Origin of the sequence: Streptomyces sp. MCA2, from assembly GCF_023544705.1 — a bacterium.
Taxonomy (GTDB): domain Bacteria; phylum Actinomycetota; class Actinomycetes; order Streptomycetales; family Streptomycetaceae; genus Streptomyces; species Streptomyces decoyicus.
Genome location: NZ_JAMJFM010000011.1, coordinates 152062 through 172219 on the forward strand (window position 1 = coordinate 152062; position 20158 = coordinate 172219).

Below are 20158 nucleotides of genomic sequence, written 5' to 3' on the forward strand. Positions count from 1 at the left end.
CGCATAAAACATCAACTGGGTGCATTTAAGCGAAGAGTTGAAGCGCGGAGCATCTGCGCACCACCCCCGGTTCGGCGATGCCTGTGGCGCGGCTCCGAAGGTCCCGGAACCGCGCCACCCCACGCCTCCCACCCCGCCCCGGCGGGGTGCCGCGCGTCAGTGCGAGAGGCCGCAGCAGGACTCACGGCGCTGCTGCCGGCCCACCTCCAGCCAGTCGGTACCGGCCGCCCGCAGCGAGCGGGCGGCGGGCGCCGGGAAGGAGCCGGTCAGCTCCCGCTGCTCGAAGAGGCGTCCGCCGCGCAGCACCGCCGAGGTCCGCACCAGTGAGTCGAAGTCCTCGAACGGATCTCCGTCCACCAGCGTCATATCGCCGAGCTTGCCGACCTCCAGCGTCCCCAGGTCCCGTTCCGCACCGAACACCCGGGCGGGCAGCGCGGTCGCGGTGCGCAGCGTCCGGCTCACACTGAGGCCGCCGCGGTGCAGCGCCCGCAGGGCCAGGTGCAGGCCCAGCCCCACCGGCACCAGTGGCTGGTCCGTGCCCAGCGCGACCAGCCCGCCGCCGTCCAGCACCCGCCGGTAGACGCCGACTTCGGTCCGGATGTCGGCCAGTTGTGCCGGGGTGGGGCGATGGCCGGCGTTCTCCCGTACGACCGCGGTGTCCCAGGGCGGCATCAGCCGGGCCACCCGTACATCGTCGGCCAGTGCCGGATCGTCGCCGAGCAGTGCGGTCGACGAGAACGGAGTGGCGAGGAGGTGGAAGCCGGTGGCCGTGTAGACCTCTTGGACGTCCTGGTAGGCGTGGCCGGAGCTGGAGACGGCGTGGCCGAACTCCACTCGCTGTGTGGCCTGTAGATGGGTCGTCAGGTCCTGGCCGAGATGGACTCCCGGGGTGAGCAGATGGCTCCCGGACCGGACCCCGAGCCGCTGGTGGGCGAAGCGGGCGGCCTCCTCCATCACCCAGCCCGGTGCCCGTACATAGGTCTTGACGAAGTCCCAGTCCAGGGCGGCGCCGCGCTCCAGCGAGCGGCGCAGCCCCGCGCGGGTGCGGTGGGCCCGCCCCATGCTGTACGCGACCCGTCCGCCGTCCAGCAGCTCTCCGCAGGTCAGCAGGCGCGGTCCGGCGAGCGCACCGGACGCCACGGCCTCCCGGATACGGGCCTGTTCGTAGGAGAAGCCGCCGCAGGAGACCGCGGTGGTGATGCCGTACGCGAGCTGGAGCGCGGTCTGCCGTCCGCCATATGTCGTCTGCCACGGGTGCGTGTGTGCGTCCCATAGTCCGGGCAGTACGGTCCGCCCGGAGGCGTCCACCCGCCGGGCCGCGCCCACGCGGGCCGCGCGGTGCGGTTCCACGGCGGTGATCCGCCCGTCCCGCACCACCACATCGACGTCCTCCCGCACCTCGTCGCCGGTGCCGTCCCAGAACCGGCCCGCATGGACGACGGTGTCCCGGGCGCGCGAGGGGCGCCGTTCGAGGGCGAGCGGGACGGTCCGTGCCGCGCCGCCGGACGCCCCGATCAGCCGGAGTTTCCCGGCCGAGAGGTAGAGGAGCGTGCCGGAGTCCCCGGACCACGACGGATGGTCCGCGCTCTCGTCGGTCAGCCGCTGCGGCGCACCGTCCGGTGTGCCGTCGGGCCGCACCGGCAGCACCCACAGCGCGGACTCGACGATCAGCGCCAGCCGGCGCCCGTCCGGCGACCACACGGGCCCAGAGTCGTAGCGGTCGGCGATCGAGACATGCTCGGCGACCGGGTGCAGCCGGTCCTTGCCGGTCTCGGTGTCGACGATCCGGATGACGTTGTAGCCCTCGCGGAAGCGGCGGTTGAGGCGATTGCGGTCGCAGTACGCCAGGTAGCGGCCGTCCGGTGACCAGCTGGGACGGCCGGGCAGCCCGCCGGCGCCCAGCGGCGCGGCCAGCACCTTCTCCGCGCCGTCGGCCAGCGTCCGTACGACCAGATTGCCGGACATGTCCAGGGCGGCCAGCCGTCCGCCGTCCGGCGACAGCGCGGGCTGCACCCGGCCGCCGGTGGCCAGCACCGTCTCCTCCCCGGAGACGATGTCCCGGCGGCGCACCGCGAACAGCCCGTCCCGGTCGTCCGCGTAGAGCAGCGCCCGCCCGTCGCGGGTCCAGCTGGGCCCGAGCACATAGCGGGTGGCATCGGCCCGGACGATCCTGCGCGGGGCTTCGCCGCCCGAAGTGGGCGCCAGCCACAGTGAGTTGAGCGCGGCGAAGGCGACCCTGCGGCCGTCGGGCGAGAGCGCGGGCAGATGCACGCCGCGCACCGGGCCCGCCGCCGTCCGCTCGAAACCGTAGTCCTTGACGCGGTAGCGGGGCCGGTCCAGCGGCAGCCGCGCGGTGAACGGGATGGTCTCGGCGCGCTGCGGAGCGTCGGCCCGGACGATCCGGAACTGCCCGCCGACCGTCAGCAGCAGCTCGTCCCGCGAGACCCAGCGCGGCGGCACCGGCTCCACATCGCCGTCCACCGCGACCCGTGCGCCGTCCACCACCAGCGTGCAGGTGGGGCCCGGATAGTCCGTGGTCCGCAGATAGGCGAGCCGCCCCGTAGGGGACAGCGCCGGCACCATCACCTGGGCGGCTGCCGTCTCGGTGTGCTCGGTGCGCACCGCGCCCCGCCCGTCGGCCGGCACGGAGGCGACGGTACGGGAGACCAGCGCCGCTCCTGTCACCTGTCCCCGGACGAACACGATCCGCGAGCCGTCCGGCGACCAGCAGGGGTCGAAGTCCTCCCAGGCGGCGTCCTGCTGCGGGCCGTCCTGACCGGGCAGCCCGGTCATCCGGGTCAGCCGCCCGGTCTTCACCTCCAGCACCCAGATCCGGTACGGGCTGCCGGTCACCGCGTCCCCGCCCCGTTCCGAGGCGAAGGCGATCCGGGTGCCGTCGGGGGACCAGGCGGGGCCGCGGTCGTCCCACGGGCCGTCGGTCAGCTGCCGGAGCCCGGAGCCGTCGGCGGCAAGCGTCCACAGATGGAAGGAGCCGCCGCGGTAGGCGCAGACGGCGATGCGGCGGCCGTCGGGGGAGTACACCGGACGGGTGGGCTCCAGGTCGGGCGGGGTCAGCGCGACCGCGTCGCCGCCGGCCCGCGGCAGTGACCACAGGACGTTCTGGACCTCGGCGACCAGCCGGTCACCGGACGGGGAGAGGGAGGCCGCGCCATTGGTGGCGGCCGTGAAGGACAGGGCGGCGCCGCTCGCTCCGGCGTCCTGCGCCCAGGCGGTGGGTGCGGTGACGCCGGCCAGGCCCGCCGCGGCGGCGGCCGAGGCGGTGCCCTGGAGGAATCTGCGGCGGGACAGCGGCGTGGGGTGAAGGGGGGTGTTCTCGAAACGGTCCGTGATGCGGTCCTCGAAAGGGTCCGTGGTGTCCAACGGTCCTCCTGCGAAAGGGGGTTGCGGCACAGGTCGGCAAAGAACCGGCCGATCCTGTCACGCCGCGCGCGGGGGAGAGGGGCATCTGCGCCACGCGCGTCCCATGGCGCACGGCCGCCCCACACGAAAGAGTGGGCGCCGACGACTCGTCAGCCACCGCCCCGGCAGTCAGGAGACGACGCATGCAGGCCATGCAGCAGGACTTCCACCAGGCCCCGGACGGCGCCCGTATCGCCACCTACACCTGGCTCCCTGAATCCGGTCACCCGCGCGCCCTCGTCCAGATCGCCCATGGCGCCGCGGAACACGGCCGGCGCTACGACCGCTTCGCACGGTTCCTGGCCGGCCACGGCTACGCCGTCCTCGCCTCCGACCACCGTGGCCACGGCGCCACCGCCGCCTCCACCGGCGGCCGCGGCGTGGTCGGCGAGGACGGCTGGCGGGCGATCGTCAGCGACCTCAAGGGCATCGGCAACCATGCGGCCGCCGCCCACCCCGGCGTCCCGCTGGTGCTGCTCGGCCACAGCATGGGCGCGATGCTGGCCCGCGACTACGCCCAGGAGTACGGCGCCGACCTCGCCGGACTGATCCTCACCGGCGTCTTCCGCACCCTGCCCGGCCTGGACATCGACGGCGCCGTCGCCGAACTGGACCAGGAGATTGCCGAGCACGGCCGCAGCGCGCTCTCCGCGTTCATCCCGCGCAATTTCAGCTCCTTCAACGACGCCTTCACCCACCGCACCGGCTATGAATGGCTCTCCCGCGACGCCGCGGAGGTGGACGCCTACGCCGCCGACGAGGACTGCGGCTTCCCCTTCTGCGCCGGTCTCGCCGCCGACTGGGTGGGCGCCATCCGCAAGATCAACGACCCGGCCAACCTCGCCCGCATCCCGCGGGGTCTGCCGGTCCACCTCGCCGTCGGCGACCAGGACCCCTGCCACCAGCGGATGACCCTGGTCCACGAACTGCTGGAGGACTTCCGCTATCTGGGCACCCGCGATCTGACCTGGCGGGCCTACCCGGACGCCCGCCACGAGATCCTCAACGAGACCAACCGCGACGAGGTCCAGGACGACCTGCTGGCCTGGCTCGACAAGCACATCTGAGCCGCCGCCGCTCCGCGGGGAGCGCCACGCCCACCGTCAGCGCCGTGCCCACCGTCAGCGCCGTGCCGCCAGGAACCCGGCGATCCGCTCGCGCAGGCCGTGCGGATCGAGGCCGTGCGCCGCCAGGTGCTCGTCGAGCTGCCCGTACCGGCGCAGCTCCTGGCGGCCGACGCCGAGCCCCAGCAGCCGGTGCGGCCGGTCCTCCAGCGCCTCGTTCGCGAAGCGCGTCGAGGTCCCCGCCAGATACGGCTCCACGAGCACCACGTCCGCGCTACCGGCAGCGCCGACCGCGGCGCGGAGCCCGGCGGCGTCGAAGGGCCGCACGGTCGTCGCGTAGAGCACCGTCACCTCCAGGCCCTCGGTCGCGGCGAGCACATGATCCAGCATCGGACCGACGGCGACGACCACCCCGCCGCGCCCTTCCCGAAGTGTCCGGAAACCGGTCCCGTCCACGGCCCGTGGCGCGTGGTTGGCCTGTGCGGACAGCCGGACGTACACCTTGTCGTCACCGGCCGACGTGGCGTGCCGCAGCAGCGTCTCGGCCTCGTCCGGGTGCCCGGGGACATGTACGGTCCAGCCGTCCAGGGTGTCCAGCAGCGCGACGTCGCCGGGTGACATATGGGTGAAACCGCCGCTCGGCCAGTCGTAGGAGCCCCCGGCGCTGACCAGCACCCCGCCCACGCCCTGGTGGCCGAAGTCCAGCTTCACCTGCTCGAAGGGGCGCTCCACGAGGAAGCTGGCGAAGGTGTGCAGGATCGGGCGGAGCCCGGTGAGCGCCAGCCCGCCGCCCACGCCGATCAGCAACTGCTCCCGGATGCCGACATTCACCACCCGGTCCGGATGCCGCTGTGCCGCCTCGGCAAAGCCGGCCGTACCGATGTCGGCGAGGACGACCGCCAGCCGCGGGTCCTCCTCCAACAGCCGTGAGGTGACCGAGGCGAACCGCTCACGCATGGTGTCCATCACTGAAACCCTCTCGAAGTCCTGGTGGGTGGGGAGCCGGGGCGGGCCGCTCAGTCGCCCTTGGGCTCGACACGGGCGATCACCGCGCGCGGGCGGCCCGGGTGCGGCGCGCTGAAGGCCTCGTGGAGAGCCCGGTGGTCGCGGCCGTCGACGGTGGCGGCGGACCAGCCTGCGGCCTCGAAGCGGGAGGCGATCCCGCCGTGCCAGCCGTGGGTGGCGGAGGAGTTGTCGACGACCAGGGTGTGCAGCCGGTCCAGTCCCGCGGCGCCCGCGTAGGCCAGCGCCTCGTGGTTGCTGCCCTCGTCCAGTTCGGCGTCGCCGATCAGCACCCATACGGCCGGTTCCGTCCGGCCCTGCGCCCGCAGCCCGAGGGCGGTGCCGACGGCCAGCGGCAGCCCGTGCCCGAGCGAACCGCTGCCGATCTCCGCGCCGGGCACCAGCAGCCGGTCGGGGTGATGCCCGAGCGGGGAGTCGTACGCGCCGAAGCCCGGCAGCCATGCGGTGGGGAAGAAGCCCTTGGCGGCCAGCACCGCGTAGTAGGCCATCGGGCCGTGCCCCTTGGAGAGCAGAAAGCGGTCCCGGCCGGGGTCCTGGGCGGTGCCGGGGGACACCCGCAGCACCCGGTCGTAGAGCACCCAGAGGGCGTCCAGCGTGGAGGTGGCCGCCGGGCCGTGCTTCTCATCGCCCGTCATCAGGCTCATCAGATGCGGCAGTTCATCGAACCCGATGCCGCCGGTGTGCGGTGTGCGCTCCGCCGGGTCTCCCGCCGCAGGCCCTGCCGCCTTGCCCTTCGTCGGTTCCGTCGTCATGTCCGTCATACGACCGAGCGTGCAACCTCAAGCGTGCTTGAGGTCAAGCGTCGGGCCGCGGACCGGGAGATCCGCGGCCCGGGATGCCGAGATGTCCGCGGCCCGGGATGTCGAGATATCCGCGGCCCGGTACGCCGAGGTCAGACCTGCCCCGGCTTGAAGACGTCCTGCTCAATGAGGATCTTGTCGATCCGGGCCTTGTCCACCCGGTTCGTCACCTCCTCGACCTCCTGGCGGTCACGGATGCACTTGGCCAGCGTGAACGCCGAGGACACCACGAAGACCAGACCGATGGCGAGGAAACCACGCTCCCAGGGCCCCACCGGCAACTTGATGATCCCGATCACCAGCGCCGCCAGCGACAGCCCGAAGGAGATCGCGGCCTGCACGAAGAAGGCCGTGGTCGTCGGCCGCTGAATCGATGGAGTAGTCATGCGCGTAGCGTGGCGGCACGGTGACGGCGGTGCATGAGTACAGGTACTCATCTCTCCCGTCGGCCGTACGCGCGCCGAGGCGGGAATATGGCAGCACCCACCCTCTGACATGCGGTATTGTTCTCGTGCGCGGTCAGCCGGGAATTCCCGGCCGAAACGGGCACCGGGACGTGGCGCAGCTTGGTAGCGCACTTGACTGGGGGTCAAGGGGTCGCAGGTTCAAATCCTGTCGTCCCGACTTGTTCTTTCTGCAAGTCGGAGGCCGTTTCCGAATTTCGGAGCGGCCTTTTTGCATGTGTGGCGACATCGGCCGCCCCCGGCCTTTTGCCTCCGTACGTGCCGGTGCGGCCGCTCAGAACTGCTGCTGTTCGGCGCCGGGCGGGAGATGGCAGGGCAGGTTCACCCGCAGCACCATGTGCTGCGCGGAGTCGCCGGCGGTCTCCGCGGAGACCGCATAGGCCGTGCGGTCGTTCGTCATGTCCAGCAGAACCGCTGGCTCGGCCTTCGGGTCGTTCCGGTAGCCGGTCACCCGGTACCCGTCCTTGACGAGGGCGGAGCGGGGCGCGCGGCTCCGAGGTCTTGTCGTTCATGGTTTCCGGCACCGCCGGCTCAACTCTCCGTGATCTACGGCCAGATGGTGCGCCGCGTAGGCAGAGGGCCGCCTGGGCGTGGCCTTGGATTTGCCGCATCTCATCGTTACGAGGGGACGGTGGCGGCGGTTTCCAGCTCCGTCGTGCGTCGATCGATGGGGCATGCGGGCGGGCAGGGCGGCGGGGCCGAACTCCCCGTGTGGCAAGGGTTGTTCGGCCCCGAGGTGGAGAGGGGGCGCCGCTCCCGGGCTGTGCTTCACAGCTGTGGGAAGTGGCGGGCGGGTCTGTTCGGGTCAAGGGTTGGAGGTGGGGGTGGTGGTGCGCAGGGGGGCGGGGGTGGTGGCTGTCATGGTTTCGGGCATATCGGGTTCGTGCAGGGTGCGCACGAGCAGCCATCCCAGGGCGGGGAAGGCGATGAGCGGGGTGAGTGCGGTCTGGAGGGAGGTGGCGTCGGCGGCGGCGCCGATGAGGGGGCTGGCGAGGCCGCCGACGCTGACGGTCAGGCCCAGGGTGACGCCGCCGGCGGTGCCGACGTGGCGGGGCAGATAGTCCTGGCCGAGGGTGACATGCAGGGAGAAGGGCACGTACAGGCCGGCCGAGGTCAGGGCGATGAACAGATACAGGAGCGGGCCGGGGACCAGGACCGTGCCGGCGACGGCGGGAAGGGTCAGGGCGTAGGACCAGCGCACCACCGCGATCCGGCCGTAGCGGGTGGCGAGCCGTCCTCCGGCGACGGTGCCGACCGCGCCGCCCAGGTAGAGCACGAACAGGGCCGCGGTGCCCGCGACGTCGCCGCCTCCGGTGCGCTGGCGGGCGTACAGGGAGATGAAGGCGCTCAGCCCGACGAAGACGATCGAGCGGCACACGATGGCTCCGGACATCGTGAGGAAGGCCCGCCAGTCGTCCTTGCCCGCCCGGCGGGCCGCGGCCGACGCGGTGGTTGCGGCCGTGGTGGTGCCGTTGACGGTCCGCAGCGCGGCCGCACACAGGGCGGCGCCCGCCAGGGCCGGGACGACCAGCAGCGGGGAGGCGCGCAGCCCGCCGGTGGCGATGACGGCGGAGACCATCAGCGGCGCGGCCGCGAAGCCGATGTTGCCGCCGAGGGAGAACAGCCCCATCGCGTTGTGGCTGCCGCGGCTCGCGATGCGGGCGATCCGGGCGGCCTCGGGGTGGTAGGCGGCCACCCCGATCCCGGAGACGGCGACGACGGCCAGGGTCAGCGCATAGGAACCGCTGAGGCCGCTGAGCGCGACGCCGACGCCTGCCGCCAGGGTGCTCACCGGCAGCAGCCAGGGCAGGGACCACTTGTCGGTCAGCGCGCCGAACAGCGGCTGTGCCACCGAGGAGAGCAGGGACGCGGCGAGCACGATGCCGGAGGCCGCGGCGTAGGAATAGGCCCGCTCGGCGAGGAAGAAGGGCACGAGGGCGGCCACGGCGCCCTGGTAGATGTCCACACAGGCGTGCCCCAGGGACAGCAGTCCGAGGGATTTTCCGGTGGACGGAGCTGTGGACGGAGCTGGGGGCTGGTTGGTTGACACTCTTCGATCGTCAACGCCGCCCAGGTGTCTCGCTTCCGATAAAGTGCCAAGGTATGCCGAATATCCGCCACACCCCTGCCGCGCCGACGCACACGCTGGCCCTGGCGGCCGGCGAACGCATCGAGGCCCACCGCCATGACAACCACCAGATCGTCTATGCGGGATCCGGTGTTCTGGCCGTCACCACCGATGCCGGAACGTGGTTCGCGCCCGGTACCCGCGCCATCTGGGTCCCTGCCGGAACCGTCCACGCCCACCGTGCCTACGGCCACCTCGACCTGCACACCCTCGGGCTGCCCGTCGGCGACAACCCGCTGCGGCTGGACGCGCCCACCGTCCTGGCCGTCGGTTCCCTCCTGCGCGAGCTGATCCTCGCCTACACCCGCGACCCCGCCGACGACAGCCCCGAACGCCACCGCCTGCGCGCGGTCCTCCTCGACCAGCTCCGCGCCTCGCCTCAGCAGCCCGTGCAGCTGCCCGCGCCCACCGATCCGCGCCTGGCGGCCGCCTGCGCCCTCCTGCACGACAACCCCGCCGACCCCCGCACCCTCGCCGAGCTCGGCGCCCACACCCATACCGGCGAGCGCACCCTCAGCCGCCTCTTCCGCTCCGAACTTGGCATGACCTTCCCCCAGTGGCGCACCCAACTGCGCCTCTATCACGCCCTGAAGATGCTGGCCGACGGCACTCCCGTCACCGCCGTCGCCCACCGCTGCGGCTGGTCCTCCACCAGCGCCTTCATCGACGTCTTCCGCCGCGCCTACGGATACACCCCGGGCGCCCACAACCGCCGCGGGTAAGTGGTGCGGGTAGCGGTGCGGGTGGCCATGACGCCGCGCCTCGCGGAACGGCGTGCCCTGTCCTCGTCGCGCCCCCGGGAGCCGCCCGGGGAGAGCACGCACGTCCCGGCGGACCTCGTCACTCAACTCCCGGTTAAGCCGGGCGATCCCTACTGTCCGTAAGTGGACTGGTGCACCGTGTTCCCTCCGTGACAGGATGAGGCCGCCGATTCAGGTGCCTTAACTGTTCGTTGGGGCCGATCGATGGGGGGACGGTGGGCATGGGCGTGGGGGGCGACGGCCGGTCCGACGGGACGGGCAGCACGCTCGCGGAGCGGCTCAACCATCTCTTCGCGAACATGCATCCGCCCGGGGCGCCGTACACCAACGCCTTGGTGGCCGAGGAGATCAGCGCCGGGGACGAGGAGTACGGCGGGGTCAAGGTCACCGAGCAGTATCTGTCGATGCTGCGCAACGGCAGGCGTACGAACCCCAGCCCGGAACTGCTGCGCGCGCTGGCCAAGTTCTTTGCCGTACCGGGCGGTTATCTGCTGGGGGACCTCTCGCAGCCGCAGGCCGAGCGGGTGGAGGAAGAGGTCCGCTTCCTCGCCGCCATGCGGGACCAGCGGGTGCGTGCCATCGCGCTGCGCTCCGTCGGGCTGCCGCCGGAGGTGCAGGACAGTCTGACGACGATCATCTCCCAGTTCCGGCAGCAGATGAATCTGCCGGCCGACCCGCCGGAGCCGGGCGGTGACCGGAGCGGTGAGTGACCTGATGCGGACCGCTGAGCGCGGCCAGATTTTCGCTTCCTGGCAGCGGGCCGGACACGAGGACGGGACGAGCATGCGAGTGGGGCAGATACGCAGGCGGTGCAAGCGGCTCATCAAGGAGCTGGCGCTGCCCGCCGCAACCGATCTGCGCGGGATGTGCGACATCGTCGCCGCACGTGTGGCGCGGCCCGTCCACCTGGTGCCGATGAGCCTGGGCGGAGTGGTCTCGGGGATGACGGCCGTCACCGACGACGGCTACTGGGTCTTCTACGAGCTCAAGACCTCACCCTGGCACCAGGCCCACATCGTGCTGCACGAACTGAGCCATCTCCTGCTGGGCCACGGCCAGGACCCGGCGGTCACCGAGGACGCGCTGAAGCTGTGGACGCCCTCGGTCGATGTCGCCACGGCCATGCGGCGCATGGGTCTGACCATGGGCTTCGCCCGGCACCACGGCTATGACAACCTCGCCGAGCGGGAGACCGAAGTGCTCGGCACGCTGCTGATGGAGCGGGTGGCGCCGTCCGCGGCCGAGCGTGAACTCCCCCTGGAGGGACAGGCGGCCGAGCTGGCGGCGGCGCTCGGGCCCGCGCTCCAGCACCTCCGGCGCCGGCAGGAGACGCCGTCCGGCGACCACGGTGCCGACGGGATCGGTGCGGACGCCGCGGAGGACGGGGGCCCGCGTGTTTGATGTCATCTATCTGTCGTTCGGCGTCGCCGCCTGGGCGATCGTCGGGTACAAGTCCGTCGCCTGGTTCCGCGACCGCAGCAATGCGGACCTGGGGCTGGCCTGTGTGATGACCGGTGGCGTGGCCACGGTCTTCCTCTTCTCCGCGCCGAGCATCTACCGCGCCTTCGACCGGCTGACCGGCGTGGCCAACCTCGCCATGGTCTTCCTCTACTCCTCCGTCGTGGTGTTCGCCGCGGGGGCGCTGGTGTTGCTGCTGCGCTGGACGGCGGGCGAGGGCGCGGCCGCGCGGGCCCGTGCACGGACCAGGGCACGTGCCGCCGTCGGGGGAGTGGCCGCGCTGTGGGCGGTGGCGATCACCGGGTTCGTGGTCGGCAGGCCGGATGCCGTCGAGCACCCTCGCGACTTCAGCACCGCCTACACCGACTCGCCCGGAGTCATGCTCTTCCTGGTGCTGTATCTGGCCATTTTCGGGATGAGTTCGGCGGCCCTGGGGACGCTGTGCCCGCGGCTCGCCGCCCGGCTCGGCAGGACATATCTGGCACGCGGTCTGCGGCTGCTGGCCGCGGGCTGCTGGCTCGGCCTGGGCTACTGCGCCTGCAAGGTCATCGGCTTCGTCCTGTCCTGGACGGGCCACCCGGCGCTGTGGCTCTCCAACGGCGTGGCGCCGATGAGCGCCTCGGTCGCGGCGCTCATGGTCCTCGCCGGCTTCGCGCTGCCGGCGGCCGGCCCCCGGGTCGCCGCCTGGCGCCGGCTGCGCCGTCTCTCCCCGCTCTGGCGGACCGTCACCGCCCGCTCCCCGGAGGTCACGATGGAGGCCTCGGCATGGGCCGTACGGTGGCCGTTCGCCGATCTGGAGTGGCGGGCCAACCGGCAGATGGCCGAGATCCGGGACGTCCAGCGCGGTATCCGCCGCCATGTCGAGTCCGACGCCGTCGACATCGCCCGTGAGCGGGCCCGCGCGGTCGCCCTCGACGACCGGCAGCTGGCGGCCGTCGCGGAGGCCGCCGCGCTCCGCCGCGGCCTGGAAAACCGTGCCGTGGGCCATGTGCCGGCCCACGGAGCCGACAGCGTGGTGGTCTCCAGCGGCACCGCACCGGCCGAACTCGCCGCGGAGTACGAACACTTGGCGCTGGTGGCGGATGTCTACCACTCGCCGTTGATCGAGACCGTGCTCACCGAGCTGCGCCAGCGCAGTTCGATGGCGCGCGGCTGAGGCACCACCACAAAGACGGGGTGGCCCGGCACGGGGGTCCGGGCCGCCCGACCTGAAAGGCGGCACCGGTCCCGGGGGACCGGTGCCGCTGTCGTCAGACGGCCTGTGCCGGAAGGGACTTGGCCGGGCACCGGGAGAGACGCCCCCTAAAGTCGGGATCATGCAGAACACCGCCGATACCGGCTCCGACGCCCCCATCGACGTGACGCCTCCCATCGACGTGACGCCCCTCCTCGACGACCCGTACGCCGCCTGCGCCGCGCTGCGCGAGGCCGGCCCGGTGCACCGGATCACCGGCGCCGACGGGCACCCCGCCTGGCTCGTCACCCGCTACGACGACGTCCGTCGCGCCCTCGCCGACCCGCGGCTCTCGCTGGACAAGAAGCATGCCGCGCCCTGCGGCTACCGCGGCTTCGCGCTGCCGCCCGCGCTGGACGCCAATCTGCTGAACATGGACCCACCGGACCACACACGGATCCGCCGCCTGGTGGTCAAGGCCTTCACCCCGGGCCGGGTCGAGGCGCTGCGGGCGCCCGTACGGAAGACCGCCGACGAGCTGCTGGACGCGATGGCGGAGCGCGGCCGTGCGGATCTGATGACCGACTACGCGGGTCCCCTGCCGATCACCGTGATCTACGATCTGCTCGGCATCCCGCACAGCGACCGCCGCGACTTCCTGGCCTGGTCGAACGCGCTCATCACACCGGATCCGAGCCGGCCGGAGCTGATGAAGGAGGCGATCGGGGCGATGCTGGAGTTCTTCACCGGCCTGATCGCGGCCAAGCGTGCGGAGCCGGGCGACGATCTGTTCTCGGATCTCATCGCGGCACGGGACGACCAGGCCGGTGGTGCGGGCGACGGGGCGGGCGGCGAGCGGCTCACCGAGGACGAACTGACCTCGCTCGCCTTCCTCCTCCTCTTCGCCGGGTACGAGAACACCGTCCACCTCATCGGCAACGCCGTGCTCGGCCTGCTCGACCGTCCCGACCAGCTCCGCCAGGTGCAGCAGAATCCGGCCGAACTGCCGGCGGCCGTGGAGGAGTTCCTGCGCTTCGACGGCCCGTCCCCGGTGTCGATCCGTCGTTTCCCCAAGGAGGACCTGGAGATCGGCGGCGTTCGGATCGCGGCCGGGGAGAGCGTGCTGCTGTCGATAGCGTCCGCGAACCGCGATCCGGCGCGCTTCCCGGATCCGGACACTTTCGACCGCGGCCGGGACCTCTCGGGGCACCTCGCGCTGGGCCACGGCATCCACTACTGCCTCGGCGCCTCGCTGGCCCGTATGGAGGCTGTCGTTGCGCTCGACGCGCTCCTCGGCCGCTTCCCGGGGCTGCGACTGGACGTCCCGCGTGGTGATTTGCGGCACCGCAGGACGCTGCGATCACGTGGCCTGATTTCGCTCCCCGTCGCTTGGTGAGCGACGAACGAACAAGTTTTTGAGGCATAACCGTTCGCTCATGCGGTAGAAAGGTTCCTGAGACCCGCCCGGTGTGCATCCCCCGTCGCACCGGGCGGGTCCTTCTTTGCACCCGTTGCAGTTGCGACACGCCGCGCGTACGGCACCCGGCGTGGTCCGTCTGGCTCAACCGCGCTGCGGGTTGCCGCGCCGCTTCTTAGCGTGACGGCATGGCAATTGACGCGCGTGTGTCCAAGAAGGCAGCGGCGATGACGCTGATCGCCGCCGCCGGTGTGTCGCTGACGTCCATACCTGCCGCCGCCCACGACGCGACGGCCCGTCAGCCCGCCGCGGCCGGTGCCGGGGTGCAGGTCGTCAGCGCCCCCGGTATACCGAGGCTGCCCAGCGGTCTGAGCGCCCTGTCCTGGATGGTGGCCGACGCGGACACCGGCAGCGTGCTGGCCGCGAAGAGCCCGCACCGCAGGCTCGCCCCGGCCAGCACCCTCAAGACGCTGTTCGCGGTCACCGTCCTGCCGAAGTTCTCGGCGGGCACCGTACGCCAGGTCAGCTCCGCGGACCTGGCGGGCATCGGGGCCGGCAGCAGCCTCGTCGGTATCCAGCAGGGTCGCCGCTACACCGTCGCCGACCTGTGGCGCGGGGTCTTCCTCCGCTCCGGCAACGACGCGGTGCATGTGCTGGCCTCGATGAACGGCGGCTGGCGGACCACCGCGGAAGAGATGCAGGAGACCGCCCGCAAACTCGGCGCACGCGACACCACCGTCAAGTCCCCGGACGGTTATGACGCGCCCGGCCAGGAGTCCTCCGCCCACGACCTGACCGTCTTCGCCCGCGCCGGACTCGCCCACGACGACTTCGCCCGCTACTGCTCCACCCCCCGCGCCACGTTCCCCGGCGCGGGCGGCACCGCCAACCGGATCGAGAACACCAACCGCCTGCTGGTGGGCTCGCACGGGCTGTCCCGCTACCCCGGCATGATCGGCGTGAAGAACGGCTACACCACCAAGGCCGGCAACACCCTGGTCGCCGCCGCCCGCCAGAACGGCCGCACGCTGCTGGTCACCGTCCTCAACCCGCAGTCGACCGAGTACAACGCCGTCTACAAGGAAGCCGCCTCGCTGCTGGACTGGGGCTTCGGCACCGCCGGCACCGCCCAGCCGGTGGGCACCCTGCACGCCGTACGCACCGCCTACGACGGTGGCGGCCAGTTCCGCCCGGTGGCCGCCCACGTCACCGGCGCCGAAGCGAGCGGCGGCTCCCCCCGGCGCTCGACCCTCGTCCTGGGGGCGGGCGGCGCCGGCGTCGCGGCAGTCGGGCTGGGTGCCCTGCTCGCCCGGTGGCGGCAGGCACGCGGACGCGGCGGGCGGAGGGGAGGCGCGGCGTAGGCATCCGGGCCGGTGGTCCCTGCGGCCCCTGGTGTGTACGAGAAAGGCGGTCGGCTCCGCTCGTCCCGGCGGAGCCCGGCCCCGGCGTCACCCGTCGGCGGCCGGCCTGTCCCCGGCCGGGCCCCTGACCTTGTCCCCGGCCTGCTCCCCGGCTTGGCCCCCGGCCTTGTCCCCCGTGGCCCGCAGCCGGGGCGCGGTCTCCGCCGCCGGTACGGCCCCGGAGCCGGTCAGACGGCCGGTCAGCTCCCCGGCCCAGGACGTCAGCCCCGCGATATCGATCCCGTGCGGGGCGGCGTCCGCATACGGGGCGATGGCCGCCGCACCCCGGTCGAGCAGTGCCGTACCGCCCACGGCGTTGCCGCGCGCCGCATGGGTGAGTCCCACGGCGAGCTGGGCAAGCCCCCGCCACAGCTCCCGCTCCGCCTCCGGCGCCGTCTTCCAGGCGTCCTCCAGCACCTCATGGGCGTGGAACGGCATCCCGTCGTCGAGCAGCCGCTGCGCTTCGGCCAGCGACTGGGCGGGCGTCCGGGGGACCCCCTCGGGCTGCCGGGCCACCCCCGGGGAGCCGTACGGCAGCGGCCGGCCGAGACCGTCGCGCGGACGGGCGTTGCGGGCCCGGCCCTCCTCGTCGCGGTCCCGGCGCGGGGCGGGCCGGCCGGCGGCAGGGGAGCGGGAGCCGTTCGGCGCTTCCTCGGCCGCGGTCTTCTCGGGCCCGGCGCCGCAGTGCTCGCAGACCGCACCGCGGGGCCGCTCGCGGATCCGGCCGCAGGCCTCGCAGACCTGGTCCAGCCAGCAGGCCGGGTCGCCGCCCTCGTCGTGTGCGGGGGGCGCACCGGGCTCGCGGGAGGCGCCGGGCTCGTCGGGGGAGTGCTCCGCTTCGTTCACCCTTCGATTGTGCGCTGCGGGGCCGTCCCGCGTCGCCGGAGGGGTGCATGCCTCTGTACGGGGGCATTTCCCTGCCCGTGGGGCTCCAGGCCCACGGCTCCCCGGGACCATGACTCCGCAGGGCCGCTGCGCCCGGGGACGCGCGCGCCCGGAGGTGCGCTGCCGGTGACGCGCGCCGCCGGGTGACGCGCGCCCGGTGCTCCCGGGTCAGTCCGCGTCGACCTCGTAGAAGCAGAAGTGATCTTTGATCCGTGCCACGTCGGGACGCGGTTCGGGGTAGGCCCACGCGATGTCCTCCGGGCCGCCGGGAAGCGACCAGTAGGAGGCGGTGCCCTTGAAGGGGCAGACGGTGTGGGTCTCGGACGGCGTCAGCAGATCGGTGCGTACGTCCTCGGGCGGGAGGTAGTAGCGCACGGGGTAGCCGGTCTCGTGGAGGAGGAGCGGGCGGTGGGTGTCGGCCACCAGCCGGCCGTCGATCGTGACGCGGATGTGGTCGGTGCCCTGCTCGACCTCGATGTGATGGCCCTTGGTGGCGGTCATGGTGGCTTCCCCTCGGTGGGTCCCGGTGAGTGGTGAAGGTCCTCGCTCCTTCCAGGATGGCACCGGGGCGACGCGTCCGGCCCGACCGGCACGAGGCACGGCCGGGAGCCGGTGCGGGACCACCCGGCCGTGCCTTCCGCCGCCCTCACCCACCTGTGACTACACCGCGCGGATGCCCTGGCCCGCCCACGGGGGCGCCGGAGCGAGCACGCCCGCGAAGTACGCGCGGCTCGCGTCGGGCAGGGGTGCCGCGCGCCCGGCCGACTGGTCGACATGCAGGGTGAACAGTTCCTCGGTGGCCACCGGTGCGCCGGACGGAGCGCCGACGAACATCTCGTGGAGGAGGCGCAGTTTCTTGCCGTCGACGCCCAACACGGTGGTACGGACGGCGAGTTCGCTGCCGCGGGCGACCTCGTGCAGATAGCGGACGTGGGCCTCGACCGTGTACAGGGAGCAGCCGGTGCGGTCGCGGTAGGCCGCGTCGAGGCCGGCCGCGTCCATCAGGGCGTCGGTGGCGAAGCCGAAGATCAGGACGTAGTAGGCCTCGCTGAGGTGGCCGTTGTAGTCGATCCAGTCGTCCTGGACGGTCTGGTGGAAGACGGGCAGGCCGCCCGGCGGGTGAGCGGTCATCGGCGGACGCTCCCCAGCCGGCCCGTGGCGCGGAGGACGTCGATGACGCCCTGGTCGCGTTCGGCGACCAGATCCGCGTACGTACGGTCGCCCGCGGCGTCCGCGCAGCCGTCGACCATGGCGTCGCGCAGCTCACGGTCCAGCTCGGGCGCCGCCAGCCGGGTCCACGGCGACTTCAGTGACGGGCCGAAGTGGTCGAGCATATGGGCCATACCGCCCTCGCCGCCGGCCAGCGCGAAGGTCAGGCAGGGGCCCATGAACGCCCAGCGCAGGCCCGGCCCCTCGGTGATCGAGGCGTCGATGTCCTCGACCGAGGCCTCGCCGTTCGCGACCATGTGCAGCGCCTCGCGCCAGAGGGCCTCCTGGAGGCGGTTGGCGATGAAGCCGGGCAGCTCACGGTCCATGGTGATCACGGACTTGCCCGCCACGTCGTAGAAGCGCGAGGCCCAGGCGACGGCCTCGCGGTCCGTCTTCTCGCCGCCGACGACCTCGACCAGCGGGATGAGGTACGGCGGGTTGAAGGGATGGCCGACGACCAGCCGGCCGGCGTCCTCGGCCGCCGTCTGCATATCGGTCATCGGGTAGCCGGAGGTGGAGGAGGCGATGACCACGCCCGGGCGGGTCGCGGCGGCGAGCTCGGCGAGCAGGGAGCGCTTCAACTCCAGCTTCTCGGGGGCGCTTTCCTGGACGAAGTCGGCGTCGGCGACGGCCTCGGCGAGGGTGGGGGCGACCGTCAGCCGGTCCTGTGCGGCGCCGTCGGCCAGGCCTATCTGCTCCAGCGCGGGCCAGGCGGCGGCCACCAGGCGGCGGAGCTTCTCCTCGGCGTCGGCGGCCGGGTCCCAGGCGGTGACGTCGTAGCCGCGGGCGAGGAAGTGGGCGGCCCAGCCGCCGCCGATCACTCCGGCGCCGATACAGGCGACGCGGCGTACGTCCTCGGGGGCACAGGGGGCAGGGGTGGTTTCAGGCATGGGGGAGCGGCTCCTGGTGGAGGGGAGGCAAGGGGGAGAGCGGGGGAGCGGAGGCGGGGTTCAGCCGCGCGGCTTCAGGCCGAGCCGGGCCCGTGCCTGGTCGGGGGTGGCGACCGTGGCGCCCAGCAACTCGGTGATCTGCACGGCACGTTCGACGAGGCCGCCGTTGGTGGCCTTGACGCCCTTGCTGAGGTAGAGGTTGTCCTCCAGGCCGACCCGCACATTGCCGCCGAGGAGGATCGACTGGGCGACCCACGGCATCTGCATCCGGCCGAGCGCGAAGCTCGCCCACTGGGCGCCCTCGGGCAGCATGTTCACCATCGACTGGAGGACGCCCGGGTCGGCCGGCGCGCCCCACGGGATACCCATGCACAGCTGGAAGACCGTCGGATCGTCCAGCAGCCCCTCGGCCAGCAGCTGCTTGGCGAACCACAGCTGGCCGGTGTCGAAGATCTCCAACTCGGGCCGTACCCCGAGCTCCTGGATGCGCCGGGCGCCCACCCGCAGCATGTCGGGGGTGGAGACATAGAGGTTGGAGCCGTCGCCGAAGTTGAGGGAACCGCAGTCCAGGGTGCAGATGTCGGGCAGCAGTTCCTCGACGTGCGGGAGCCGCTCCAGGCCGCTCACCAGGTCCGTGCCCGGCAGGTGCCGGAGCGGCTCGTCGGGGTCGATCACCAGGTCGCCGCCCATGCCGGCGGTGAGGTTGATGACGACGTCCGTGCCGGTCTGCCTGATGCGGTCCACGACCTCGGCGTAGAGCCGCGGATCGCGCGAGGGGTCGCCGGTCCCGGGATCGCGTACGTGGATGTGCACGACCGCGGCACCCGCGGACGCCGCCTCGACGGCGGACGCGGCGATCTGCTCGGGCGTCACGGGGACGTGCGGGGAGCGGCGGACGGTGTCGCCGGCGCCGGTGAGCGCACAGGTGACGATGACCTCGTTGTTCACGGGGGTCCCTTCGGTGGGGTGTGGTGCCTCGGGGCGGGGCTCGGGGCTCGGGCTCGGTACGAGGGAGGCGGCGGGGAGCGGCGGCCTCAGCCGGCGGGGGCGGCGGTGAGTTCGCTCTCCACGAAGGCCAGCAGCGCGGAGTGCATCGTGTCCGGGCCGGTGCTGTCCGGGGCGGTGGCGAGCACCTGTGTGGCCAGGCCGTCGATCAGGGCGGTCAGCCGCAGCGCGGCGAACTCCGGATCGACGGTGCGAAAGACGCCCTGGCCGACGCCGCGGCGTACGACATCGGCGACGGTGGTGCGCCACTGCCGGTAGTAGTGTTCGTGCAGCCGCCCCACGGCGGTGGAGCGGGCGGCCTGGGCCCACAGGTCGAGCCAGACCAGCCACTGGCGGCGCTGCTGCTCGGTGCGCGGGGTCTGGAGCGCGATCAGATGCAGCAGCTCGGCGCGGGCGTCGGGCGCCGCGGCCAGGCCCGCGGCGCGGCGCTCGGTGTCCTCGTCCATGCACCAGCGCACGGCCGCTTCCAGCAGCTCGTCGCGCCCGGGGAAGTGGTAGTGCACGGCCGCGGGGCTGGTACCGCAGGCGGCCGCGATATCGGCGACCCGTACGCCGTGGAAGCCGTGCTCGGCGATCAGCCGGACGGTTTCCCGCACGATCTGGAGCGGCCGGCCGCCCTCGGGGACGGCCGCCGGCTCGCGGTCGGGCGGTGTCGCGGGCCGCTCGGGGGCGCCGAGCAGCCAGCCCGTGTCGACCTCGCCGATATCGGCGATACGCACGATCTCGGCCAGCGTGAAACGCCGGGTGCCGCCCAGTGATCTGGACAGTTTCGAGGGGTCCATCACGATCCGGCGGGCGAACTCGCGGTGGCTACAGCCGAGCCGCTCGATCACCTCGCGGACACGGACCGTCACATCTCCGGCGTCATCGGTGATCCGGGCTCCGGTGGCGTCCTTCATGGTCCCGGACCGTAACAGCGCGTTGAGAACATCGCAACGGTCTGGGTATGGATGAAGTGATGCAGAGGCCTGTTGTTATGGGATCCGGAGGGTGGCGTGATGAGGTTGCTGATGACTGAGTCAGTATTGCGGTGAAGGGAGCCAGGGGCGGAGGGAGGAAC

Annotated in this window: 19 protein-coding genes and 1 tRNA gene; 8 read left to right on the plus strand and 12 right to left on the minus strand. The window is 72.6% G+C overall.

Annotated elements, in window-relative coordinates; translation table 11 throughout:
• Positions 1-156 precede the first annotated feature (156 nt).
• Positions 157-3351 carry an amidohydrolase family protein gene (locus M8I34_RS11960; protein WP_250049432.1) on the minus strand — a complete coding sequence of 1065 codons (3195 nt, stop codon included), beginning with the start codon at positions 3349-3351 and terminating at the stop codon, positions 157-159.
• A gap of 212 nt (positions 3352-3563) precedes the next feature.
• Between M8I34_RS11960 and M8I34_RS11965 the strand changes: the two genes are divergently transcribed.
• Positions 3564-4487, plus strand: a complete 924-nt coding sequence (locus tag M8I34_RS11965; protein WP_250049390.1) for an alpha/beta fold hydrolase — start codon at positions 3564-3566, stop codon at positions 4485-4487.
• 54 nt (positions 4488-4541) lie between these two features.
• Here M8I34_RS11965 and M8I34_RS11970 read toward each other — a convergent pair whose 3' ends face one another.
• The 3 genes from M8I34_RS11970 to M8I34_RS11980 form a co-directional block, all read right to left on the minus strand.
• Positions 4542-5450 (minus strand): transketolase family protein, encoded by a 909-nt coding sequence (locus M8I34_RS11970; RefSeq protein ID WP_250049391.1) that lies wholly within the window; start codon positions 5448-5450, stop codon positions 4542-4544.
• Positions 5451-5500: 50 nt separating this feature from the next.
• On the minus strand, positions 5501-6268 hold the full coding sequence (locus tag M8I34_RS11975; RefSeq protein WP_374210892.1) for a transketolase: 768 nt from the start codon (positions 6266-6268) through the stop codon (positions 5501-5503).
• Between the two features lie 131 nt (positions 6269-6399).
• Positions 6400-6693 (minus strand): YiaA/YiaB family inner membrane protein, encoded by a 294-nt coding sequence (locus M8I34_RS11980; RefSeq protein WP_030078864.1) that lies wholly within the window; start codon positions 6691-6693, stop codon positions 6400-6402.
• A gap of 164 nt (positions 6694-6857) precedes the next feature.
• On the opposite strand from M8I34_RS11980, the gene M8I34_RS11985 reads away from it, so the two are divergent.
• A tRNA-Pro gene (locus tag M8I34_RS11985) sits at positions 6858-6931 on the plus strand.
• 114 nt (positions 6932-7045) lie between these two features.
• Here M8I34_RS11985 and M8I34_RS11990 read toward each other — a convergent pair.
• Positions 7046-7222 (minus strand): hypothetical protein, encoded by a 177-nt coding sequence (locus tag M8I34_RS11990; RefSeq protein ID WP_250049392.1) that lies wholly within the window; start codon positions 7220-7222, stop codon positions 7046-7048.
• A 354-nt stretch (positions 7223-7576) separates the two neighbouring features.
• Positions 7577-8821 carry an MFS transporter gene (locus tag M8I34_RS11995; protein WP_250049393.1) on the minus strand — a complete coding sequence of 415 codons (1245 nt, stop codon included), beginning with the start codon at positions 8819-8821 and terminating at the stop codon, positions 7577-7579.
• Positions 8822-8874: 53 nt separating this feature from the next.
• Between M8I34_RS11995 and M8I34_RS12000 the strand changes: the two genes are divergently transcribed.
• The 6 genes from M8I34_RS12000 (at position 8875) to M8I34_RS12025 (ending at position 15070) form a co-directional block, all read left to right on the plus strand.
• Positions 8875-9621 (plus strand): helix-turn-helix transcriptional regulator, encoded by a 747-nt coding sequence (locus tag M8I34_RS12000; protein ID WP_250049394.1) that lies wholly within the window; start codon positions 8875-8877, stop codon positions 9619-9621.
• Positions 9622-9881: 260 nt separating this feature from the next.
• Positions 9882-10370: a helix-turn-helix domain-containing protein gene (locus M8I34_RS12005; RefSeq protein ID WP_244417759.1), complete on the plus strand. Its 489-nt coding sequence runs from the start codon at positions 9882-9884 to the stop codon at positions 10368-10370.
• A 4-nt stretch (positions 10371-10374) separates the two neighbouring features.
• Positions 10375-11061 carry a hypothetical protein gene (locus tag M8I34_RS12010; RefSeq protein ID WP_250049395.1) on the plus strand — a complete coding sequence of 229 codons (687 nt, stop codon included), beginning with the start codon at positions 10375-10377 and terminating at the stop codon, positions 11059-11061.
• Entirely contained in the window at positions 11054-12274 is a 1221-nt protein-coding gene (locus M8I34_RS12015) for an MAB_1171c family putative transporter (RefSeq protein ID WP_250049396.1), read from the plus strand. Before M8I34_RS12010 ends, M8I34_RS12015 begins: the two co-directional genes overlap by 8 nt.
• Before the next feature lie 160 nt (positions 12275-12434).
• Positions 12435-13688 (plus strand): cytochrome P450, encoded by a 1254-nt coding sequence (locus M8I34_RS12020; protein WP_250049397.1) that lies wholly within the window; start codon positions 12435-12437, stop codon positions 13686-13688.
• Positions 13689-13897: 209 nt separating this feature from the next.
• Positions 13898-15070, plus strand: a complete 1173-nt coding sequence (locus tag M8I34_RS12025; RefSeq protein WP_250049398.1) for a D-alanyl-D-alanine carboxypeptidase family protein — start codon at positions 13898-13900, stop codon at positions 15068-15070.
• 87 nt (positions 15071-15157) lie between these two features.
• Here the strand turns inward: M8I34_RS12025 and M8I34_RS12030 are convergent, their stop codons facing one another.
• The 6 genes from M8I34_RS12030 to M8I34_RS12055 form a co-directional block, all read right to left on the minus strand.
• Positions 15158-15955 carry a DUF309 domain-containing protein gene (locus M8I34_RS12030; protein WP_250049399.1) on the minus strand — a complete coding sequence of 266 codons (798 nt, stop codon included), beginning with the start codon at positions 15953-15955 and terminating at the stop codon, positions 15158-15160.
• Between the two features lie 207 nt (positions 15956-16162).
• A complete protein-coding gene (locus M8I34_RS12035) occupies positions 16163-16495 on the minus strand; it encodes a DUF427 domain-containing protein (protein WP_250049400.1) in 333 nt (110 codons plus the stop codon).
• Between the two features lie 159 nt (positions 16496-16654).
• Entirely contained in the window at positions 16655-17125 is a 471-nt protein-coding gene (locus tag M8I34_RS12040; RefSeq protein WP_250049401.1) for a thioesterase family protein, read from the minus strand.
• Positions 17122-18093 carry a 3-hydroxyacyl-CoA dehydrogenase NAD-binding domain-containing protein gene (locus M8I34_RS12045; protein WP_250049402.1) on the minus strand — a complete coding sequence of 324 codons (972 nt, stop codon included), beginning with the start codon at positions 18091-18093 and terminating at the stop codon, positions 17122-17124. Before M8I34_RS12045 ends, M8I34_RS12040 begins: the two co-directional genes overlap by 4 nt.
• A 60-nt stretch (positions 18094-18153) precedes the next feature.
• Positions 18154-19041, minus strand: coding sequence for a 3-keto-5-aminohexanoate cleavage protein (locus M8I34_RS12050; protein ID WP_250049403.1), 888 nt, complete (start codon positions 19039-19041; stop codon positions 18154-18156).
• A gap of 86 nt (positions 19042-19127) precedes the next feature.
• Positions 19128-19997 carry a TetR/AcrR family transcriptional regulator gene (locus tag M8I34_RS12055; RefSeq protein WP_030992305.1) on the minus strand — a complete coding sequence of 290 codons (870 nt, stop codon included), beginning with the start codon at positions 19995-19997 and terminating at the stop codon, positions 19128-19130.
• Positions 19998-20158 lie beyond the last annotated feature (161 nt).